This window comes from Nonomuraea sp. bgisy101 (genome assembly GCF_057708945.1).
In genome coordinates this window covers 42663-62453 of record NZ_JBYITD010000010.1, presented here as the reverse complement: position 1 = coordinate 62453, position 19791 = coordinate 42663, and the positions used below count along the sequence as shown (strand labels likewise).

Genomic DNA, 19791 nt, shown 5'->3' with positions numbered 1-19791 from the left:
CGGCTCCTAGAGGATCTCGATGGCTCTCTCAGGACAGTTGGACACGGCCAGCCGCGCCGGCTGCTCCTCGCCCGGGGGCACGACGCCGTCGCCGACGACCTTGCCGTAGCCCTCCTCGTCCTCGCCGAACAGACTGGGCGCGAGGTCGTAGCAGCGGCCGTGCCCCTGGCATCGTCCGGGATCGATCTTCACTTTCATTGCGGTGCTCCCCTCTGTGCTGTGGTGTCGGCAGGGGCGAGGGCGGCCACGACGCGGGTGAGCAACGCGGTCCACTCCTCGTCGTCGACCGCGTGCAGGTCGGGCGGGACGAGGGCGCTGCCTATCGCGAGCAGGAGGCAGAAGTGGGCGAGCGCGTTCGGTGACAGCGCGGGGTCGAGTTCGCCACCGGTCTGGGCGACGTGGACGAGTCCCGAGAGCCAGTCGGCGCGTTCGCCGACGTAGTCGCGCATCGGCAGGGCGACGTCCTCGTCGCGACGGGCCGCCACCAGCGCTTCGACGATGAGGTAGCCGTGGGCGTCGCGGCGGCGGGGGAGCCGGCGGCCGATGACGAGGAGCAGGTCGGTGATGGACCGGTCGGGATCGGCGGCGAGCAGGTCGGCGAGCAGCCGCGGGCCGTGCGCGCGCAGGGCGGCCACGAGCAGCTCGGCCTTGGAACCGAAGTGTGCGTACAGCGCGCCGTTGCTCACTCCCGCGGCCGCGGCGATGTCGGCCACCCGCGTGCCGTCGTACCCGCGCTGGGCGAAGACGTCGGCGGCCGCGTGCAACAACCGCTCGCGCGTTTCGGCGGCCGTAACGCCCGCGATACGCCCCATAAACGAATTAAAAATTCGTTCATTTGATTCGTCAAGAGCGGAGGTAGGTGTGGTGCTGCAGCGGGCATCGAGCCACCCTCCATGAACCGCGGCCGAGATGACCTCGGTTGGCCGGTGCGCGCTTCTGCCGAGATCCGTGCGTCGGCCGGTCCGGTTCGCCCAGGTACCGCCGCAGGTCGTTGATCAAGTGATCCGGTAGCCGACTCCTCGCGCCGTCGCAATGAGCGGCGGGTCGCCGAGCTTGCGCCGCAGCCTGCCCACCGTGACCGTCACGGTGTTGGTGAAACTGTCGGCGTTTTCGTCCCATACCTGCTCGAGCAGGGTTTCGGTGCTCAGGAAGCCCGGGCTTGCCCGCAGCAGCGCCTCGAGCACGGCGAACTCCTTCACTGAGAGGTCAAGTTGCCGCCCGTCGCGAACGGCGGTGCGGCGTACCGGGTCCAGCGCGATCCCGGCCACGTGCAGCATGCGGGGTCGCGCGTCCGGTTTGCGGCGGGCCAGCGCCTGGATGCGCAGGATCAGCTCCGGGAAGTGGAAGGGCTTGGCAAGATAGTCGTCCGCGCCCAGGGTCAACCCGCTGACCCGGTCGCCGGGCGCACTGGCCGCAGTCAGCATCAGCACCATCGGCCGGTCCGCCCGGTCGGTAATCATCTGGCACAGGGTGTCGCCGTGCAGGCTGGGGAGGTCCCGGTCCAGGAGCACCACGTCATACGCGGTGAGGTCCAGCTTGGCGACGGCGGTGAGCCCGTCGTAGGCCAGGTCAACGGCCATCCCCTGGTCGCGTAGCCCTTCGGCGACGACCTCGGCGAGGGCGTCGTCGTCTTCGACCACCAAGATCCTCACGCCCTCACCGGCACCTTCGCGGCCGGAAGGGCGATCGACACGCGTAGGCCGCCCTCCGGCCGGGCAAGCAGGGCGAGCCGGCCGCCGTGGGCGGCGGCCACGGCCGCCACAATCGACAGGCCAAGCCCCGAGGAGCCGGTACGTTCGCCGCCGAGCCGCTCGAAGGGCTGCGCCAGCCGGACTTTCGACGCCCGTCGAAGTGATGGTGCCCAGATCGGGCGCAGGTCCTGCTGTCACCTTCGCTGCGTCCGGACAGTGACCGCCGGCCATGGACCTGAGCGATCAGGCAAGCAGCATGGTGGTACGCGGTCGCGGCAGGTCGGCGCGCTGCCCGGGGGCTCCCCCAAGAGGTCGGGGGAGCCGGACGCGCCGAGGGGTCCTCGGCGGTCAGCCCAGCGCGTCGAAGCCGGCCCGGAGGTGGGACACGCGGTCGGACAGGTCCGACAGGGGTGCGGCGAGCGAGGGGTCGGCCGACTTCTTGGCCAGTTCGCGCACCCGGTCGAGCTCGTCCTCCACGGCCGTCAGCCGCCGCGACAGCTCCGGCAGGACTGCCGCCTGGGCCGTGCTGCTGCCCGGCGGCAGCTCGCCCGCCAGCCGTTCCCGCAGGAGCGAGGCCTGCTCGGTCAGCCGCTTGTGCATGTTGTAGAGCTCGACGAACACCGACACCTTCGCCCTGAGCACCCACGGGTCGAACGGTTTGGTGAGGTAGTCGACGGCGCCCGCGGCATAACCGCGGAAGGCGTAGTCGGGGGCGCTGTCCACGACGGTCAGGAAGATGATCGGGATGTTGCGGGTGCGCTCCCGCCGCTTGATGTGGGCGGCGGTCTCGAACCCATCCATGCCGGGCATCCGCACATCGAGCAGGATCAGCGCGAATTCGGTGCCCAGCAGCGCCTTGAGCGCCTCCTCGCCCGACTTGGCGCGCACCGGCGTCAGGTCGAGCGAGCTGAGGATCGCCTCCAGGGCGATGAGGTTCTCCTCACGGTCGTCGACCAGGAGGATCTTGGCTCGGTCTGCCATGTGTTACGCCTCTTCCGCCGAGTCGGACACCCGCCCGCGGCTGAGCCAGCCACGCAGCCGTTCGAGCAGCTGGTCGACGTCGACCGGCTTGGGCACGTAGTCCGAGGCGCCTGAGGCGATGCTCTTCTCCCGGTCGCCCCGCATGACCTTGGCGGTCAGCGCGATGATCGGCAGATCGGCGAACTGCGGCATGCGGCGGATGGCCGACGTCGTTGCCCAACCGTCCATCTCCGGCATCATGATGTCCATGAGGACGAGGGCCACGTCCTCGTTGCGTTCGAGTTGCTCGATGCCCTCGCGCCCGTTCTCCGCGTAGACGACCGTGGAGCCGTGCCGCTCCAGCACGCTGGTCAACGCGAACACGTTGCGGATGTCGTCGTCGACGATGAGGATCTTGGCGCCGTTGAGCGGGTCGTCGCCCTGCCACTGGTTCCCGTTGGACGACTGGACCACCTCGGGCAGCGGCAGGTCGAGCGGCATGGGCGGCTCGGGCACGACCATCGGGCTCTGCTGCTCGACCTGCATGGTCAGCACCTGCCTGCGGGCGGCCCCTCCGTCACGGGCGACCAGCGGGCCCGCGTAGTCGGTCGGCATGTAGAGGGTGAACGTGCTGCCCGAGCCCAGCTCGCTGTCGACGTGGATCTCGCCGCCGAGGAGCCTGGCGATCTCGCGGCAGATCGACAGGCCGAGGCCCGTGCCGCCGTACTTGCGGCTGGTGGTGCCGTCGGCCTGGCGGAACGCCTCGAAGATGATCTCCAGTTTGTCGGGCGCGATGCCGATGCCGGTGTCGACCACCTGGAAGGCGATCAGGTCGTTGGCCGAGCGCAGCGTGTCGTCGTCGTAGTCGACCTCGTGCGGGGCGGGCACGACGCGCAGCCGTACCTCGCCCTTCGGGGTGAACTTGACCGCGTTGGACAGCAGGTTGCGCAGCACCTGCTGCAGGCGTTGCTCGTCGGTGCGCAGCTCCTGCGGCACCCGGGGATCGACCTCGATGATGAACGCGAGGCCCTTGTCCTGGGCGAGCGGGGCGAAGGCGGCCTCGACGTAGTCGACCAGCTTGGGCAGCGACAGCTGGGCGGGATGGATGTCCATGCGCCCCGCCTCGACCTTGGACAGGTCGAGCATGTCGTTGATCAGCTGCAGCAGCGCCGAGCCCGCGCCGTGGATCGTGCGGGCGAACTCGACCTGCTGGGAGGTGAGGTTGCCCTCGGCGTTCTCGGTCAGCAGCTTGGCCAGCACGAGCAGGCTGTTGAGCGGGGTGCGCAGCTCGTGCGACATGTTCGCGAGGAACTCGGACTTGTAGCGCGAGGAGACGGCGAGCTGCTCGGCGCGCTCCTCCAGCGTCCGGCGGGCCTGCTCGATCTGGAAGTTCTGGATCTCGATGGCGCGGTTCTGCTTGGCCAGCAGCCCCGCCTTCTCCTCCAGCTCGGAGTTGGACCGGCGCAGCTCCTCCTGCTGGCGCTGGAGCTCGTCCGAGCGTTCCTGCAGCTCGCGGGTCAGGCGCTGCGACTCCTTCAGCAGGTCCTCGGTGCGGGAGTTGGCGATGATGGTGTTCATCGTCACACCGATGGTCTCGACGAGCTGGGTCAGGAAGTCGAGGTGCACCTCGCCGAACTTGGTGAAGGAGGCCAGCTCCAGCACGCCGAGCACGCGGCTCTCGAACAGGATCGGCAGCACCACGATCTGGGCGGGGGTGGACTGACTGAGCCCGCTGTCGATGGTGATGAACCCGGCGGGCACGTCGTCGAGGACGATCGGCCTGCCCTCGATCGCGGCCTGGCCGACGATGCCCTCTCCCGAGGCGAAGCGCTGGCGCGGCGAGCGGTCGGGCCGTACGCCGTAGCCGCCGATGAGGATGAGGTCGTGCTCCTCGCCGCTGGTGTCGACGCCGTAGAAGGCGCCGTAGCGGGCGGAGACGAGCGGCGTCAGCTCGCTCATGATCAGCTTGGCGACCTCCATGAGGTCGCGGTGGCCCTGCATGAGGCGCGAGATGCGGGCCAGGTTGGACTTCAGCCAGTCCTGCTCCTGGTTGGCCTGCGTGGTCTCGCGCAGGTTGGCCACCATGAAGTTGACGTTGTCCTTGAGCTCTGCCAGCTCGCCCTGCGCCTCCACGGCGATCGACCGGGTCAGGTCGCCCTGTGCGACGGCGCTCGTCACGGTGGCGATGGCGCGGACCTGTGTGGTGAGGTTGCCGGCCAGCTCGTTGACGCTCTCGGTCAGGCGCTTCCACGTGCCTTCGAGGCCTTCGACCCGCGCCTGGCCGCCGAGCTGTCCTTGGGTGCCGACCTCGCGGGCGACGCGGGTGACCTCGTCGGCGAAGGAGGACAGCTGGTCGACCATCTTGTTGATGGTGGTCTTCAGCGCCAGGATCTCGCCCTGGGCGTCGACGTCGATCTTGCGGGTCAGGTCGCCGTTGGCGACGGACGTCGTGACCTCGGCGATGTTGCGCACCTGGTAGGTCAGGTTGTTGGCCATGAAGTTGACGTTGTCGGTGAGGTCCTTCCAGACGCCCGACACGCCCTGCACCCTGGCCTGGCCGCCGAGCTGTCCTTCGGTGCCGACCTCGCGGGCGACACGGGTGACCTCGTCGGCGAACGAGGACAGCTGGTCCACCATCGTGTTGAGGGTGTCCTTGAGCTGGAGGATCTCGCCCTGGGCGTCGACGGTGATCTTCTTGGTGAGGTTGCCCTGGGCGACGGCGGTGGAGACGGCGGCGATCTGGCGCACCTGGTTGGTCAGGTTGTTGGCCATGAAGTTGACGTTGTCGGTGAGGTCCTTCCAGACGCCCGACACGCCGCGCACCTGGGCCTGGCCGCCGAGCTGTCCTTCGGTGCCGACCTCGCGGGCGACACGGGTGACCTCGGAGGCGAAGGACGACAGCTGGTCCACCATCGTGTTCATCGTCGACTTGAGCTCGAGGATCTCGCCCTGGGCGTCGACGTCGATCTTGCGGGTGAGGTCGCCGTTGGCGACGGCGGTGGTGACCTGGGCGATGTTGCGCACCTGGTAGGTCAGGTTGTTGGCCATCGAGTTGACGTTGTCGGTGAGGTCCTTCCAGACGCCCGACACGCCCTTCACCTCGGCACGGCCACCCAGCTTGCCTTCCGTGCCGACCTCGCGGGCGACGCGGGTGACCTCGTCGGCGAACGAGGACAGCTGGTCCACCATCGTGTTGAGGGTGTCCTTGAGCTGGAGGATCTCGCCCTGGGCGTCGACGGTGATCTTCTTGGTGAGGTTGCCCTGGGCGACGGCGGTGGAGACGGCGGCGATCTGGCGCACCTGGTTGGTCAGGTTGTTGGCCATGAAGTTGACGTTGTCGGTGAGGTCCTTCCACACTCCCGACACGCCGCTCACCTGCGCCTGGCCGCCCAGCTGTCCCTCGGTGCCGACTTCGCGGGCGACGCGGGTGACCTCCTCGGCGAAGGCCGACAGCTGGTCCACCATCGTGTTGACGGTGTTCTTCAGCTCGAACATCTCGCCGACCGCGTCGACCGTCACCTTGCGGCTCAGGTCGCCCTTCGCCACGGCGGTCGTCACCTCGGCGATGTCACGCACCTGCGCGGAGACGCGAGAGGACATGGTGTTGACGGCCTCGGTCAGGTCGCGCCAGCTGCCCGACATGCCCTTGACGTTGGCGGCGCCGCCCAGCCTGCCCTCGGTGCCCGCCTCACGGGCGACCCTCGTCACTTCACTGTTGAACAGCGAGAGCTGCTCGACCATGCCGTTGATGGCCTTGCCGAGCCGCCTGACCTCGCCCCTGGCCGAGCGGTCGAGATCGATCCTGCGGGTCAGATCACCCTTGGCGACGGCGTCGATGACGTCGGCCGCACCCGTCACGGGGCTGACCAGCGCGTCGATGAGGGCGTTGACGGACTCGACGCTCTCCGCCCACGACCCCACACCCGGGCCGGGCGTCAGGCGCTCGCCGAAGCGCCCCTCCTTGACCACTTCCTTGCGCACCCGCGACAGCTCGTTGCTGAGGTGCTCCCTGCGGTCGGCCACTTCGTTCAGCAACAGCCTGATCTCGCTCAGTATCCCCGGCGGTGCGTAGGGAACCCGGCGCCGGAAGTCGCCGTCGCGCCATGCGAAAAGTGTCTCGAGAACGGGGACGAGGTCGGACTCTGAGTACGTCCTCTCTTCCGCAGCAGGCGCGGTCTTGGCCGTCGTCATAGGGTCTCCTCCACTCCCGGGGTGCCGCCGTGAGTGATGCAAGTCTGTCACGATGAGTAGCTCGTAGTCCTGTCCTTGGATTTACCCCAAGTCAATGGGAAGTGTGGTAGGCACGGAACGATGACAGCTTCTTCCCGCGCGGTGCTGGCGGCCACGTTCGCGCCAGGCGAGACCGCCGTCCCCTCCGCGAGAAGGTTCACCCGTGAGGTGATGACCGCGTGGGCCGCCTCAACGGTGCTGCCTGCGGCGGAACAGCTCGCGGAAGAGCTGGCCGCGCAGGTCGCCGAGGCTCCGTTCGAGATCGTCTGGAAGCACTACGGCGACGCCGTACAGGTGGAGTTCAGGCAGCGGACCGCTCCCAACGGGGACCCGAAGGGCCCCTCCGTGGATGTCGAGGAATGGGGGATCACCTTCGCGGGCGATTCCCGTGTCCATTGGGCAAGGCTCACGCTACCTGGCTCGGCGGACCGGGTGGCAGCCGAATGGGCGGAGGAGACCTCCAGGGGCCCGCACTGGCTCGGCTTCCTCGCCGACGCCAGCGACCTGCTGGCGGGCACGCTCGACCCCGACATGGTGCCGGCGATCATCGCGCAGATCGTCGTGCCGAGGCTGTCGGCGTGGTGCGCCGTCTACACCTCCGACACGGGGTCGGGGCCGCGCAGACTGGCCTACCTGTGGCACGCCGACGAGGCGCGCATCGACGGGCTGCGCGAGCAGCTGACGGAGCTCAACGTGCCCGACAGCACCGCGGCGAGCCTGCAACTGGCCGACTCCCAGGTGCTGGCGGTACCGCTGATCGCGCGCGGGCGCTCGCTGGGCGCGATGTGCCTGGGCCGCCCCGACCGGTTCACCGACGAGAGCATCCAGTTCTCCGAGGACATCGCGCGGCGCGCCGCGCTCGCCATGGACAACGCCCGCCTGTACGCCCAGCAGGCCGCCGCCAACAGGGCCTTGCAGCGCAGCCTGCTGCCGCCGAACGAGCCGGAGGTGCCGGGGCTCGACTACGGCGTCGTCTACGAGCCTGCGGGTGAGGCCAACGAGGTCGGCGGCGACTTCTACGACCTGTTCAAGGCCGGCGACGAGTCGTGGCGGTTCGCGATCGGCGACGTCTGCGGCACGGGCCCCGAGGCCGCCGCGGTCACGGGCCTGGCCCGCCACACCCTGCGCCTGCTCGCCAGGGAGGGGTACGGCGTGGCCGCCGTCCTCGGCCGGCTCAACCAGGCCATCCTCGAGGAGGGCGAGCGCGCCAGGTTCCTGACGCTGCTCCACGGCGACATCACCCCCCTCGAGAGCGGCGGACTGGAAGTGCGGCTGGTCTCCGCCGGGCACCCCGAGGCGCTGCGGCTCAAGCCGAGCGGCGTCGTCGAGCCCGTCACCACCCCGCAGTCGCTGCTCGGCGTCTTCCCCGAGGTGGTGTTCGAGGCGGACACCATCCACCTCGACCACGGCGACGTGCTGCTGGCGGTGACCGACGGCGTCACCGAGCGGCGCAGCGGCGGGCGGCTGCTCGACGACGACGGCGGCCTGGCCAAGCTGCTGGCCGAGTGCGCGGGCCTGTCGGCCAGGGCCGTCGCCGAGCGCATCCGCAGAGGAGCGGCCGACTTCGCGCCCGAACCGAGCGCGGACGACCTGGCGATCCTCGTCCTGCGCGCCCGCTAGTCGCGCTCGACCGTGTCCTCCAGCACGATCCTGCCGATGACCTCGTACTTCTCGGGGTTGCGCGCCTTCAGGTAGAGGGCGGTCGCGGCCCCGAGCACGGCCAGGCCCAGCACGATCCACGGGATCGCGGTGAAGAACGCGCTCTTGGACGCGTCGCCCGCGGCCGCCTCCTGGTTCTGGAACAGCAACAGCACCACGTACGCCATGGCGAGCCCGCCCACCAGCGGGGCGATCAGTGTCCGCCACACGCCGGCCGTCTCGGGGTGCTTCTTCCTGACGTGGAAGTAGCCGATCACCGAGAACGAGCACAGCGTCTGCACGATGAGGATCGCCAGCGTGCCCAGGACGGCCAGCAGCGTGTAGATGTGGATGTACGGGTCCATTCCCGCGAAGAAGAAGGCCAGGACCAGCACCACCGAGATGGCGCTCTGCACGAACCCCGCGATGTGCGGCGATCCGTGCGTCGGGTGGGTCGCGCCGAGGGTGCGGCCCGTGCCGGGGATCAGGTTCTCCCTGCCGAGCGCGTAGAGGTAGCGCGCGGCGCAGTTGTGGAAGGCCATCGAGCAGGCGAACGACCCGGTCAGGATGAGGATCTTGAACAGGCCGACGGCCCAGGAGCCGAGCAGCTGCTCGGTGGGGTTGAAGAAGATCCCGGCGAACTCCTTGGCGGCGATCTCCGGCGCCTTCACGCCGTTGGCCGCGACCGTCATCCAGGAGACGAACGTGTAGAACAGGCCGATGCCGACCACCGAGACGAGCGTCGCGATCGGGATGATCTTCTTGGGCTCGCGGGACTCCTCGCCGTACATCGCGGTCGACTCGAAGCCGACCCACGACCAGAAGCACATGAACAGGCCCAGGCCGACCGCGCCCGCCTGCAGGCCGGTGGTCTGGAAGGCGTTGGCGGGGTTGAGCGTGGAGGCCATGAGGCCGTTGGGCCCGCCGCCGTTGAGGAGCGTGGCGACCGCGACCAGGCCGAGCATGAAGATCTCGGTGATGAGGAAGACGCCAAGGACCTTGGCCGTCAGGTTGATGTCGAAGTAGGTGAGGATCAGGTTCAGCGCCAGGCCGAGGAAGGCGAACCACAGCCAGTGGATGTCCACCCCCGCCAGCGACTTGAACGTGTCGTTGGCCGAGTAGGCGAAGAAGCCGATGATGGAGGCCTCGAAGACGACGTAGGCCATGGTGGCGAGCAGCCCGGAGACCATGCCGACGATCTGGCCGAGTCCGTGCGAGATGTAGCCGTAGAAGGCTCCGGCCGCCGTGATGTGCTTCGACATCGCCGTGTAGCCCACCGAGAAGATCGTGAGGACGGCGGTGGCGAACAGGTAGCCGGCGGGGACGCCCAGGCCGTTGCCGAACCCGACGACGATGGGGACGTTGCCGGTCATGGCGGTGATGGGTGCCGCGGTCGCCACGGCCATGAAGATGACGCCGACAAGCCCGACGGCGTCCTTCTTCAGGCGGCTGACGCCGGCGGTTTCGGTAGTGGTGCTCACAGATTCGCGCCCTTCGGCTGGGGAGTGGCGCGATGGTGACAGTGGCCGAGGCTGACATTCAAGCCGGGAGTTCGGCCAACCTATTACGCTATGTCAGTCGTGATCCCATGCTTACGCATGAAATTCAGCATGATCGACATCTGATCGATGCGTTCGGCGACGACCAGGGCGCCGCGGCCCGCGTCGTAGTAGCGGACCTCGTGCTCGTGGCCCAGCTCGGCCAGGCGGCTCACGTACGACTCGAGCTGCCGCAGCGGTGAGCGGGAGTCGTTGACCCCCGCGAGGATGAGCAGCGGCCGCTCGACCTGCTCGACGTAGGTGATCGGCGAGCTGTCGCGATAACGGTCGGGCTGCTCGTCCGGAGAGCCGCCGAGCAGGGAGCGCTGGTGGGCGCGCAGGCCCTCCACGTGGTCCTCGTAGGCGGTGACGTGGCAGGCGATGGGAGCCGCGGCGATGCCGGCCGCCCACAGCTTGGGCTGGACGCCGAGACCGAGCAGCGTGAGGTAGCCGCCCCACGAGGTGCCCGCCAGCACCGTCCTGTCCTGGTCGACGACACCCTGGGCCACCACCCATTCCCTGACCGCCGCCACGTCGGCCAGCTCGAGATGGCCGACCTCGCCGTGCAGCGCGTCGCGCCAGGCCGAGCCGTACCCCGTCGAGCCGCGGTAGTTGACGCGCACGACCGCGAAGCCGGCGTCGACCCACGCGGCGACCTCGGGGGAGAAGGCGTCGGAGTCGTGCAGGTGAGGGCCGCTGTGCAGGAGGAAGACGGCGGGGAACGGTGCCGAGCCCGTCTCCGGCCTGGAGACCAGGGCGTGGATGCGCCCGCCCGGGCCGGGGACGTCGATGTCCTCCACGGGGACGCTCGTCGGGGCGGCGGGGCCGATCGCGTTCATCACGACATGGCCGCTGCTCGACCTGATGACCGGCGGGCGCGACGCGCTCGACCACGAGTACTCCACGTGGCCGCCAGGGCGGGGCCTGGCCTCCTCGATGACGCCGTGGGGCGTGTCGATCAGCGTGAGGCCACCGCCGCCGAGGTCGTAGCGATGGAGGAAGGTGCGGGCGCGGTTCTCCCTGATGATCAGCAGGGCTCTGCCGTCGTCGTACCATTCGGCGGTCAGCTCGCCCGCGTCCTTGAGCCAGATCTCGCGCTGCTCGCCGGTCTGCGGGTCCCAGACCAGTGGCTCGTGGCGCTGGCGGCGTTCGTGCAGGGTGAGCAGGCGGCGGTCGCCAGGGATGGGTCCGAAGCGCAGGCCGATCACGCCCTTGCCTGGGCCGTCGTGCAGTTCGCCGACGCTCTCGCCGCACTGCTTGAGCACGCGGAGCGCGGGGTGCCGGAAGTCGCCGTGCTCGCTGTGGTTGATGGCGACGAACTCGCCGTCGAGCGACATGTCGGTGACCCATGCGGCCTCGGAATGCTCGTAGAGCAGGCGGCTGGATTCGCCGGGCCGTACGAGATGGGTGGTGAACGTGCCGGCGCGGGCCAGGCTGACGACGGCGAGGCCGGTGACGGACAGCGCGATGCCGCCCGGCTCGCTGGGCGGCAGGTCGGGGGCGACCTCCTCGTCGGTACCGCCGGCGAAGCGCTGGCGCATCCAGACGCCGACGGCGTCGCCCTCGGTGGTGGCGAACCAGTAGATCCAGTGTCCGGTGGGGTCGAGGGCGGCATGGTCGGTGCCCTGCGCCTGATTGGTGACCTGGCGGGTGAGGCCGGTCGTGCGGTCCCACGCGTAGATCTCCCATACGCCCGAGGCGTTCGAGCGGTACAGGGAGCGGTTCGGGGCCTGGCGCGCCCAGACGGGCAGCGTCATGCTGGGCGCCCGGAACCTGGCCTGCCAGCGTTCCTCCGCCTTCATCCGCCGCCTCCCCCTCCTCAGTTGCCGTCCAGTATTGCGTCTGGGTCGATGAAATACCTGAGGAATGTGAGGGAATTTCGGACTAAATGCCCCATCAGTAACATCAGTACCGGATGCCCGTCAAGGAATGGACCTTGATTGGGGGGCCGCTCGGAAGATAGACAGGCGAAAACTGGCAATTGCTGGAGTCCATTCCGGAAATTTCCGGATTTGGTCGGTGAGGTGGCTCTGGTCCTTGTGCCACGCGCTCGGCCCCATACCCACCACCAAGGCCACATCGTCCCGCGACAGCGCCATCTCGAACCTCACCTCCCGCCTGTCCGTCTCCGTGAAGCCTCTCAGACTCTCCGCGACCCGGTGCTCCTTCGCCTCGTCCACCGACAGCAGGCCCAACTCTCGCACCAGCGGGCTCAGATGGTCGCCTGCCGGAGTGACCACGATGAGGTTGCCGCCCGGTCGCATGATTCTGGCGAACTCGGCGCCGTTGCGCGGCGCGAACACGTTCATCACCACGTCGGCGACGCCGTCCTTGACCGGCAGCGGTTTCCACACGTCCGCCACGAACGCTCCCACGCGGTCGTGCGCCTTCGCCGCGCGCTTCACCGCGTGCTTGGAGATGTCGAAGGCCATGCCGGTGGCGCCCGGTACCGCGTCGAGCACCGCGCTCACGTAGTACCCCGTCCCCGCCCCCGCGTCCGCCACGACGGGGCTCTCCGCGCTCGCGGGGATCACGGCGCCGGCCGTCTCGGCGAGCGCGCCGGCCAGCGGCGCGTAGTGTCCCGCCGCCAGGAAGTCCGCCCTGGCCGCCACCATCGCGGGGCTGTCAGCGGTCCCCGGCGCCTGCGACCCGGTCAGCAGGCTCACGTAACCCTGCCGGGCCACGTCGAACACGTGCCCCTGCCCGCAGCGCACGCCCCCCGCTTCGAGCCTCAGCCCGTCGCGGCAGACCGGGCAGCGGAGGTGTTCGACGATGTCAGCCAACATCCCCCCATCATGGCGCTCCTCTGCACCCGGTACGGCACGCGTCGCTCGCCGGAGACCTTCGGGGAAGCCTGGAGACCTTCGGGGAAACCTGGAGGCCTTCGGGGAAGCTTGGAGACCTTCGAGGAGGCCTGGCGGCCTTTGCGGAAGAAGGTGGGGAACCTGAGGAAGGGGGTGGAGAACCGGAGTGCCGGACCGGTCACGCCGTCTCGGCGAGAGTGAGGAAGGCGGCGTTGGACGGGGTCTCGCGGAGCCTGCCGACCAGCAGCTCCATGCCCTGCTGCTTGTCGAGCCCGCCGAGCATGCGGCGCAGCCGCCACGCGACCTGCTGCTCGTCGGGGTGGAGGAGGATCTCCTCACGACGGGTGCTGGACGCGTCGAGGTCGACGGCGGGGAACAGCCGGCGCTCTGCCAGGGAGCGGCTGAGACGCAGCTCCATGTTCCCCGTCCCCTTGAACTCCTCGAAGAACGAGTCGTCCATGCGGGAGCCCGTCTCGACGAGCGCGGTGGCGAGGATGGTGAGCGAACCGCCGTCCTGGACGTTGCGGGCGGCGCCGAAGAAGCGCTTGGGCGGGTAGATGGCTCCGGCGTCGATGCCGCCCGACAGGATGCGCCCGCCGGCGGGCGCGAGGTTGTTGTAGGCGCGGCCGAGCCTGGTGAGCGAGTCGAGCAGCAGGACGACGTCGTGTCCCTGCTCGACGAGGCGTTTGGCGCGTTCGAGCGCCAGCTCGGCGACCGCGGCGTGCTCCTTGTCGGGCCGGTCGAAGGTGGAGGCGGCGACCTCGCCCGCGATGGTCTGGCGCATCTCGGTGACCTCTTCGGGACGCTCGCCGACCAGGACGACCATGAGGTGCACGTCGGGGTGGTTGCGTGAGATGGCGGCGGCCAGCGCCTGCAGGACCATGGTCTTGCCCGCCTTGGGCGGGGCGACGATCAGGCCGCGCTGTCCCTTGCCGATGGGCGCGACCAGGTCGACGACCCTGGTGGTCAGCGACTCCGTCTCGATGGACAGGCGCTCGCGGGGGTGGATGGGGGTCAGGTCGGCGAAGTGGGGCCGGTCGCGCCAGTTGGCGCGGCCGTTCACCTGCTCGACGGAGACCAGCTTGGCGCCTGCGACGGTGGCGGTGACGTGGTCGCCGCTTCGCAGGCCGAGCTGCTTGACCCGGTCCAGCGGCAGCCGTACGTCGTCGGGGCTGTGCCGGTAGCCGGAGGGGCGCAGGAACGCGCTCTTGTCGCGCACCTCCAGCAGGCCGGTGACCTGCCGGGCGGGTGCGGTCGTGCGGGGGTGGGGGATGGTCTGGACAGACATGATGAACCCTCCTCGAGGGCACGCCTGGGGAACAGGCGGTGAGTGAAGAAAAAGAGGTGCGGGCCCTCAGCACGGGCCCTTCATGGAAGTCAGCGGAGCCGTAGACGCTCAACGCTGATTCGCAAGATACCACGTGAAACGCGAACCGCAAGATTTCTATTCCGCTTTCCCCACGCGGTCTCCATCTCCGGGAGCACAATCTGTCAAGCGGCCTGCAGGGCTTCTGCAATCGTCGGAGGCTCTCATGGAGTCACGAACTTCAAGGGGGATGTCATGCAGAAGACCCTGTGCCCTACGTGCCACACGACCCTCGACGAGGGCCCCATCATGTACCGCTGCGCGCACTGCCGTCGCGCCGTGTTCGCCGCCGACCTGGAGAACGAGTACGTTCCCCAGCTAGTTTTGTCGGATGCCGCATAAGTCAAGAATCGTGGCCGATGTCGAGATCACCCCACTGTGTGATGCCATCGGTCCGATGGGCCCCTCGCTCCGCCTGCCGTTCCTCGAGACCTTTCTCGGGGCGGAGGCCGACGAGGGCGAGTGGATCCTCCACTTCCACTGCTTCCTCCTGCGGGACCGCCAGGGTCACGTGACCCTGGTCGACACCGGCATCGGGCCCACCTCCACCTGGGCCCCCGCCCCCGGCGCGCTCCTGAGCGAGCTGGCCGCCACGGGGCTCGCGCCCGGCGACGTCGACACCGTGATCATCACCCACCTGCACAGCGACCACTTCGGCGGCACGATCGCCGACGGCCAGCCGGTGTTCGCCAACGCGCGCCACGTCGTCCAGCGGGCCGAGATCGAGGCGACTTCCGTCCTCGACCCCGTCAGGGAGCTGCTGGACGTGGTCGACGGCGACGCGGAGGTCGCCCCCGGCGTCGTCGTACGGCTGACACCGGGCCACACGCCGGGACACCAGTCCGTCGAAGTGGGCGACTTCACCATGATCGGCGACGTCCTGCACCACCCCGTGCAGCTGGCCGACCCGACGATCCGCTACGTCTACGACGGTGACGCCGACCTGGCCGCCAAGACGCGGCTGGACCTAGTCGGCAGGCTGCGGGCGGAGGGCCGCCTGCTCGGCACCTCTCACTTCCCCGAGCCCTTCGTCGAGCTGGGCTAGGAGCCTTCGGGCCTTGGCCCGGTACCTCAGCACCTGCACCACGCCGAGCAGCCAGACCGGGTACTGCACGGCCATCGCCCAGTGGTAGTCGCCGGTCAGGTCCATCGTGACTCCCACCAGCGCGATCACCGACATCGAGGCGAGGAATCCGCCGCCGTTCACGATGCCGGTGGCCGCGCCGATACGGCCCGCGGGGTTGAACGTCCTGGCGTAGTCGAAGCCGATCATCGAGCCGGGTCCGTTCGTGGCGAGCACGACGACCAGCACCACCAGCAGCCAGAGCGGCGCCCTGCCGCCCGGCCACAGCAGCACCGCCGTCCAGGCGGTCGCGGTGGAGCCCGTCACGGCCAGGACCATCCATGACCTGCGCAGCGGGAACCGACCCGCCAGGTAGCCGAGGACGGGCCCGCACAGCATGCCGACGGCGGTCAGCGTCGAGAGCAGCACGCCCGCGGTGGCGGGGGCGAGGCCCTGGCCCTGCACCAGGTACGGGTAGCCCCACAACAGCAGGAACGCCGCCGCCGAGCACTGGGTGGCGGCGTGGGTCCACATGCCGAGCCTGGTGCCTGGCTGCATCCAGGCGGCCTTCAGTCCCGGCTCGGGCCGGCCCTCGGAGGGGCGCCCGTCGCGCAGGACGGCGGCGACGAGGACGGTGGCCAGCACGCCGAGCCCCGCGGCGCCGAGGAAGGTCGGCGTCCAGCCGTACGTGTGGAGGGAGCCGATGATCGGCACGGTGGACGCGATCGCGCCGAACTGGCCGATGAGGCCGGTGAGCTGGACCATGACCGGGTTGCGGCGGGCCGGGAAGGAGAGGTTGACCAGCCTGATCACGCTGATGAACGTCATCGCGTCGCCGGCGCCGACGAGCGTCCTCGCGACCAGTCCGAGCAGCAGGTCGTCGGCGAAGGCGAAGACGACCTGGCCGCACGACATGACGAGTGCCCCGATGAGCAGCATGCGCTTGGAGCCGAGCCTGTCGACCAGCACGCCTACGGGGATCTGCATGACGGCGTAGACGAGGAGCTGGAGCATCGCGAGGGTCGCCAGGCCCGACGCGCCGAGGTCGAGGCGGGCGGCGGCCTCGAGGCTGGCGACGCCGAGGGACTGGCGGTGGAAGACCGCGACGAAGTAGGCCAGGACGCCCGTCAACCAGAAGATGAACGCGCGTCTTGTCATGGGGACAAATCCTATCTTTTTTGTAGGATCTTCCCATCACCGGGTGTCACCTTGCCGCAGGAGGCGCCACCGGCCTGGATCGGCGCCCCTCTCCCCGCAGGGGTTGTAGGTTGATCAGCGTGAGCGTGGACACGGAGTTCTGGGCGTCGCTGAACAAGGTGCTCGCCGGCGCGGGCGCCTACATCACCGACCCGCAGGGCAGGGCGCTGCTGGTCAAGCCGAACTACCGCGACCACTGGGGTTTCGCGGGCGGCCACGTCGACGAGGGCGAGGACCCCGCGCAGGCCTGCGCCCGCGAGGTCGTCGAGGAACTCGGCATCACGCTGCCCGTCGGCGACCTGCTCGTCGTGCAGTGGGTGGGAGCGTTCGGCGAGCGGCCCCACCCGCTGGTCCACTTCCTCTTCGACTGCGGCACTATTCCCGCCGACACCGCCGTCTCCCTGCAGGCGGAGGAGCTCGACGACTACGGCTTCTTCACCGAGGAGGAGGCCAGGAAGCTGCTGCCACCCTGGGCGGGCGACCGGGTGCCCGCCGCGGCCGCCGCCAGGGCCAGCGGCTGGAGCCGCTACCTTCCTCCCGTCAGCGCGGCCTGATCGGACAGCAGGGCCGCGGGCAGCGTCACCGCCGCCGTGATCCCTCCGTACGGCGAGGGCCGCAGCCGTGCCTTGATCCCGCGCCTGGCCGCGAGCCTGGCCACCACGAACAGCCCCAGCCTCTCGCTCTCGGCCAGGTCGAACTCGGGCGGCTCGGCCAGCCTGGCGTTGAGCTGGCTCAGCTCAGCCTCGGGCAGCCCGAGCCCCCGGTCCTCGATGTCGATCTGCAGCCCGTCGGACACGCTGTGCGCGCGCACGTCCACTCTGGTCTGCGGCGGTGAGAACAGGGTGGCGTTCTCGACCAGCTCGGCCAGCAGGTGCACGACGTCGGTCACGACCGAGCCCGCCACCGCCACGCTGGGCGGCTGCGCCACCTCCACCCTGGCGTACTCCTCGACCTCGGCGACGGCCGCCCTGATCACGTCCATGACGGGCACGGGGTTGCGCCAGCCGCGGCCTGGCGTCTGGTCCGAGAGGATGATGAGGCTCTCGGCGTGCCTGCGCATGCGGGTGGTGAGGTGGTCGAGCTTGAACAGGTCGTCGAGGGTGGCCGGGTTCTCCGTCCGCCGTTCCATGCTGTCGAGCTGGAGCAGCTGGCGGTGCAGCAGGGACTGGTTGCGCCTGGCCAGGCTGACGAAGACCTTGCGCACGCCGTCACGCAGCTCGGCCTGGTCGACGGCCGCCTCGACGGCCGTGGACTGGACGGAGTTGAACGCGTGGAGGATGTCGCGCACCTCGGTGGTCTGCGCGCCGGTGTCGAGGGGTTCGACCTCGGGCCTGGCCCCGCCCTTGCGCAGATGCTCGACGACGCCCGCCAGCCGTACCTCGGCGAAGTGGGCCGCCGCGTCGCGCAGGCCCGCGAGCTCGCGCACCAGCCTGCCGCGGAAGCGCAGGGAGAGCACGATGGAGGTGACGACGGCGAGCAGGCCGACGCCGCCGGCGATGCCGATCTTGATCAGGATGTTCGTGGCGGTCGGGTTGACCCTGTCGACCAGTCCCTGGACTGCTTCGGACTGGTTGCGCTCGACGGCCGCGGCCAGGGCGTCGCCGCGCGACAGCCACGTGCTGGCGGTGGCGGGCAGTCCGTTGGCGGTGGCCTGGCCGCGGATGGCGTCCTCGATCGCGACGAAGTCGCGGTAGACGGCGGAGTCGGTGAGCTGGTGGTAGGCGCCGGAGACGTCGGGGTCGAGGTGGGTGAGCGCCTGCGCGTAGAGGAGGCGGCGCGTGGCCGACATCTCGGTGAACTGGGCCCGGTCCGCGGGGCGTACCCTGCCGGCCTTGAGCACGTGCACGATCATCGCCCGCTCCCTGGACAGGAGCTCCTTGGCCTCGCCGAGCATGGTGACCGACCTGGCCAGCCGGTAGAGGGCCATGTCGGGCACCAGGATCATCTGGTCGTACATGCGGAAGGAGGCGTCCACGATGTCGCTGTAGGTGGTGATCACCTGGATCGTGTCGATCGTGCGCGCGTCGACGCCTCTGCGGAGCTCGGGGATCCGGTCCAGCTCGCTGTTCAGCGCCTTGAGCTGGAGGGCCATCTCCGGCGAGACGTTCTCCTGCAGGCTCGCGCGCCGGCGGAAGGTCGCCACGGCGGTGTCGGTCCTGCTGCGCTGGTTGATGAGCTCCTTGTACGGCGCGGAGGACGAGAGGAACTCGGCCGAGGCCAGCCGCTCGTGCTGGAGCTGGATGTTGATCTGCTCCGAGGGGTTGGCCAGGTTGGTCACCAGGTTGTTGATCTCCAGGAGGCGCATTCCGTCCCCGCCGGTCAGCGCGGCCGCGAACGCCCACAGCCCGACCAGGGAGATCAGCGGGACCGACAGCAGGACGAGCAGTTTGAGCGCGATGGGGCGACCGGGGCGGGTGAAGCGCCTTTTCATGGTGAGATCGTCTCGCAGATCACACCCCTTTTGGGAGGTTTCCCGTGCGCTTGCCCCGATCAATGTCTGGATGGACGATCGCCGTCTTCGGTCTCCTGGCCTTCGCCCTGGGGCTTTTCGGGTTGATCAGGCCGGACGATCTGCTCGGACTGTTGGGGTTCCAGGTGCTCGAGACGCGCGGGCCAGGCGACTACACGAAGGTCTACATGGCCGCCTCGTCGATGGCCGCGGTCAACATGGGCGTCTACTACATGCTGGCCGCGGCCTCCGACTGGACACCGTTCTTCCGGTGGACCGTGCCGTTCAGGATGGTGACGTTCGCGGTGTTCACCACCCTGGTGGTGACGGGCGCCGCACCCGCCGAGTTCTTCGGGGTGGGGCTGTGGGAGGGGCTCGGCGCCCTGGTCACCGGTCTCGCGCTGTGGCGCGAGGGCAAGCTGGTTCAGCGCTCGTCCGAGCGGGGACCCGCCACCAGGTGATCATCGGGGTGCGGCGCCTGGCGGGGGACCGTACGCGTCTCGGTGGCGGCGACGTCGTCGTTGTCGTGCAGCTTCCGCTCCAGCGCCCGCTTCTCGTCCTCGAGCTTGGCGACCCGGTCGTTCGTCTGGACCCGCGCCTCCCGCAGCCTGCGGCGGTGCAGGACGGACCGGCGCGAACCCGAGCCGATCATCGAGAGGCCGAGGAGCAGGACTCCGGCCGTCGCCGCGCCCACGAGGAACATCTCCAGGTGGGACGGTTCGAAGGTGTAGCCGAAAACGGTGTAGGTGGTATCGGGTTCCATCGCGACCAGATAGATGGCCGCGGCTGCGATCAGGACCAGGATCAGACCCAACACGATCACTGAGCTCACCTCTCTTCAGGGACGGGCACCCC

18 protein-coding genes are annotated in these 19791 nt (G+C 69.4%); 5 read left to right on the top strand and 13 right to left on the bottom strand.

What is annotated here, in order from left to right; genetic code table 11:
* Positions 1-6: 6 nt before the first annotated feature.
* The 6 genes from AC3EO4_RS20110 to AC3EO4_RS20085 all read right to left on the bottom strand — a co-directional run bounded on the left by AC3EO4_RS20110 (position 7) and on the right by AC3EO4_RS20085 (position 6842).
* A complete protein-coding gene (locus AC3EO4_RS20110) occupies positions 7-198 on the bottom strand; it encodes a ferredoxin (protein ID WP_379574822.1) in 192 nt (63 codons plus the stop codon).
* The gene (locus AC3EO4_RS20105; protein WP_379574821.1) at positions 195-812 is read right to left on the bottom strand and encodes a TetR family transcriptional regulator; all 618 of its coding nucleotides are present in this window, start codon (positions 810-812) and stop codon (positions 195-197) included. Before AC3EO4_RS20105 ends, AC3EO4_RS20110 begins: the two co-directional genes overlap by 4 nt.
* A gap of 183 nt (positions 813-995) precedes the next feature.
* A complete protein-coding gene (locus tag AC3EO4_RS20100) occupies positions 996-1652 on the bottom strand; it encodes a response regulator transcription factor (protein WP_431897051.1) in 657 nt (218 codons plus the stop codon).
* A complete protein-coding gene (locus tag AC3EO4_RS20095; RefSeq protein ID WP_379575001.1) occupies positions 1649-1828 on the bottom strand; it encodes an ATP-binding protein in 180 nt (59 codons plus the stop codon). The genes AC3EO4_RS20100 and AC3EO4_RS20095 overlap by 4 nt, the downstream gene beginning before the upstream one ends.
* A gap of 211 nt (positions 1829-2039) precedes the next feature.
* Entirely contained in the window at positions 2040-2672 is a 633-nt protein-coding gene (locus AC3EO4_RS20090) for a response regulator (protein WP_379574820.1), read from the bottom strand.
* Between the two features lie 3 nt (positions 2673-2675).
* Positions 2676-6842, bottom strand: a complete 4167-nt coding sequence (locus AC3EO4_RS20085; RefSeq protein WP_431897049.1) for a HAMP domain-containing protein — start codon at positions 6840-6842, stop codon at positions 2676-2678.
* Between the two features lie 120 nt (positions 6843-6962).
* On the opposite strand from AC3EO4_RS20085, the gene AC3EO4_RS20080 reads away from it, so the two are divergent.
* Positions 6963-8501 carry a PP2C family protein-serine/threonine phosphatase gene (locus AC3EO4_RS20080; protein WP_379580357.1) on the top strand — a complete coding sequence of 513 codons (1539 nt, stop codon included), beginning with the start codon at positions 6963-6965 and terminating at the stop codon, positions 8499-8501.
* On the opposite strand, the gene AC3EO4_RS20075 is transcribed toward AC3EO4_RS20080, so the two are convergent.
* The 4 genes from AC3EO4_RS20075 to rho form a co-directional block, all read right to left on the bottom strand.
* On the bottom strand, positions 8498-10000 hold the full coding sequence (locus AC3EO4_RS20075) for an APC family permease (protein WP_379580356.1): 1503 nt from the start codon (positions 9998-10000) through the stop codon (positions 8498-8500). The two genes, AC3EO4_RS20080 and AC3EO4_RS20075, sit on opposite strands and share 4 nt — an antisense overlap.
* A gap of 83 nt (positions 10001-10083) precedes the next feature.
* Entirely contained in the window at positions 10084-11859 is a 1776-nt protein-coding gene (locus AC3EO4_RS20070) for an alpha/beta hydrolase family protein (protein WP_431897047.1), read from the bottom strand.
* A 120-nt stretch (positions 11860-11979) separates the two neighbouring features.
* Positions 11980-12843, bottom strand: coding sequence for a putative RNA methyltransferase (locus tag AC3EO4_RS20065; protein ID WP_431897046.1), 864 nt, complete (start codon positions 12841-12843; stop codon positions 11980-11982).
* Between the two features lie 196 nt (positions 12844-13039).
* On the bottom strand, positions 13040-14149 hold the full coding sequence (gene rho / locus AC3EO4_RS20060) for a transcription termination factor Rho (protein WP_431897044.1): 1110 nt from the start codon (positions 14147-14149) through the stop codon (positions 13040-13042).
* A gap of 273 nt (positions 14150-14422) precedes the next feature.
* Between rho and AC3EO4_RS20055 the strand changes: the two genes are divergently transcribed.
* Together AC3EO4_RS20055 and AC3EO4_RS20050 are read left to right on the top strand one after the other, a co-directional pair.
* Positions 14423-14569 (top strand): hypothetical protein, encoded by a 147-nt coding sequence (locus AC3EO4_RS20055; protein WP_379580352.1) that lies wholly within the window; start codon positions 14423-14425, stop codon positions 14567-14569.
* A gap of 55 nt (positions 14570-14624) precedes the next feature.
* On the top strand, positions 14625-15272 hold the full coding sequence (locus AC3EO4_RS20050) for an MBL fold metallo-hydrolase (protein ID WP_379580351.1): 648 nt from the start codon (positions 14625-14627) through the stop codon (positions 15270-15272).
* Here AC3EO4_RS20050 and AC3EO4_RS20045 read toward each other — a convergent pair.
* Positions 15195-16448, bottom strand: a complete 1254-nt coding sequence (locus tag AC3EO4_RS20045; RefSeq protein ID WP_431897041.1) for an MFS transporter — start codon at positions 16446-16448, stop codon at positions 15195-15197. The two genes, AC3EO4_RS20050 and AC3EO4_RS20045, sit on opposite strands and share 78 nt — an antisense overlap.
* A gap of 119 nt (positions 16449-16567) precedes the next feature.
* On the opposite strand from AC3EO4_RS20045, the gene AC3EO4_RS20040 reads away from it, so the two are divergent.
* Complete coding sequence (locus AC3EO4_RS20040; protein WP_379580349.1) at positions 16568-17041, top strand: NUDIX domain-containing protein; 474 nt, start codon at positions 16568-16570, stop codon at positions 17039-17041.
* Here the strand turns inward: AC3EO4_RS20040 and AC3EO4_RS20035 are convergent.
* Positions 17014-18918: a sensor histidine kinase gene (locus tag AC3EO4_RS20035; RefSeq protein WP_431897038.1), complete on the bottom strand. Its 1905-nt coding sequence runs from the start codon at positions 18916-18918 to the stop codon at positions 17014-17016. The genes AC3EO4_RS20040 and AC3EO4_RS20035 overlap by 28 nt on opposite strands.
* A 62-nt stretch (positions 18919-18980) precedes the next feature.
* Here AC3EO4_RS20035 and AC3EO4_RS20030 point away from each other — a divergent pair, with 62 nt between their 5' ends.
* Positions 18981-19397 carry a hypothetical protein gene (locus AC3EO4_RS20030; RefSeq protein ID WP_379580347.1) on the top strand — a complete coding sequence of 139 codons (417 nt, stop codon included), beginning with the start codon at positions 18981-18983 and terminating at the stop codon, positions 19395-19397.
* Here AC3EO4_RS20030 and AC3EO4_RS20025 read toward each other — a convergent pair.
* The gene (locus tag AC3EO4_RS20025) at positions 19361-19759 is read right to left on the bottom strand and encodes a hypothetical protein (protein ID WP_379580346.1); all 399 of its coding nucleotides are present in this window, start codon (positions 19757-19759) and stop codon (positions 19361-19363) included. The two genes, AC3EO4_RS20030 and AC3EO4_RS20025, sit on opposite strands and share 37 nt — an antisense overlap.
* Positions 19760-19791 lie beyond the last annotated feature (32 nt).

What these genes read in the sequence shown, in the direction of transcription:
- AC3EO4_RS20110 (WP_379574822.1), bottom strand. Translation starts at nt 198, where the DNA reads ATGAAAGTGAAGATCGATCCCGGACGATGCCAGGGGCACGGCCGCTGC.
- AC3EO4_RS20090 (WP_379574820.1), bottom strand. Translation starts at nt 2,672, where the DNA reads ATGGCAGACCGAGCCAAGATCCTCCTGGTCGACGACCGTGAGGAGAAC.
- AC3EO4_RS20080 (WP_379580357.1), top strand. Translation starts at nt 6,963, where the DNA reads ATGACAGCTTCTTCCCGCGCGGTGCTGGCGGCCACGTTCGCGCCAGGC.
- AC3EO4_RS20065 (WP_431897046.1), bottom strand. Translation starts at nt 12,843, where the DNA reads ATGTTGGCTGACATCGTCGAACACCTCCGCTGCCCGGTCTGCCGCGAC.
- AC3EO4_RS20045 (WP_431897041.1), bottom strand. Translation starts at nt 16,448, where the DNA reads ATGACAAGACGCGCGTTCATCTTCTGGTTGACGGGCGTCCTGGCCTAC.
- AC3EO4_RS20085 (WP_431897049.1), bottom strand. Translation starts at nt 6,842, where the DNA reads ATGACGACGGCCAAGACCGCGCCTGCTGCGGAAGAGAGGACGTACTCA.
- rho (WP_431897044.1), bottom strand. Translation starts at nt 14,149, where the DNA reads ATGTCTGTCCAGACCATCCCCCACCCCCGCACGACCGCACCCGCCCGG.
- AC3EO4_RS20070 (WP_431897047.1), bottom strand. Translation starts at nt 11,859, where the DNA reads ATGAAGGCGGAGGAACGCTGGCAGGCCAGGTTCCGGGCGCCCAGCATG.
- AC3EO4_RS20055 (WP_379580352.1), top strand. Translation starts at nt 14,423, where the DNA reads ATGCAGAAGACCCTGTGCCCTACGTGCCACACGACCCTCGACGAGGGC.
- AC3EO4_RS20105 (WP_379574821.1), bottom strand. Translation starts at nt 812, where the DNA reads ATGGGGCGTATCGCGGGCGTTACGGCCGCCGAAACGCGCGAGCGGTTG.
- AC3EO4_RS20030 (WP_379580347.1), top strand. Translation starts at nt 18,981, where the DNA reads ATGTCTGGATGGACGATCGCCGTCTTCGGTCTCCTGGCCTTCGCCCTG.
- AC3EO4_RS20050 (WP_379580351.1), top strand. Translation starts at nt 14,625, where the DNA reads ATGGGCCCCTCGCTCCGCCTGCCGTTCCTCGAGACCTTTCTCGGGGCG.
- AC3EO4_RS20035 (WP_431897038.1), bottom strand. Translation starts at nt 18,918, where the DNA reads ATGAAAAGGCGCTTCACCCGCCCCGGTCGCCCCATCGCGCTCAAACTG.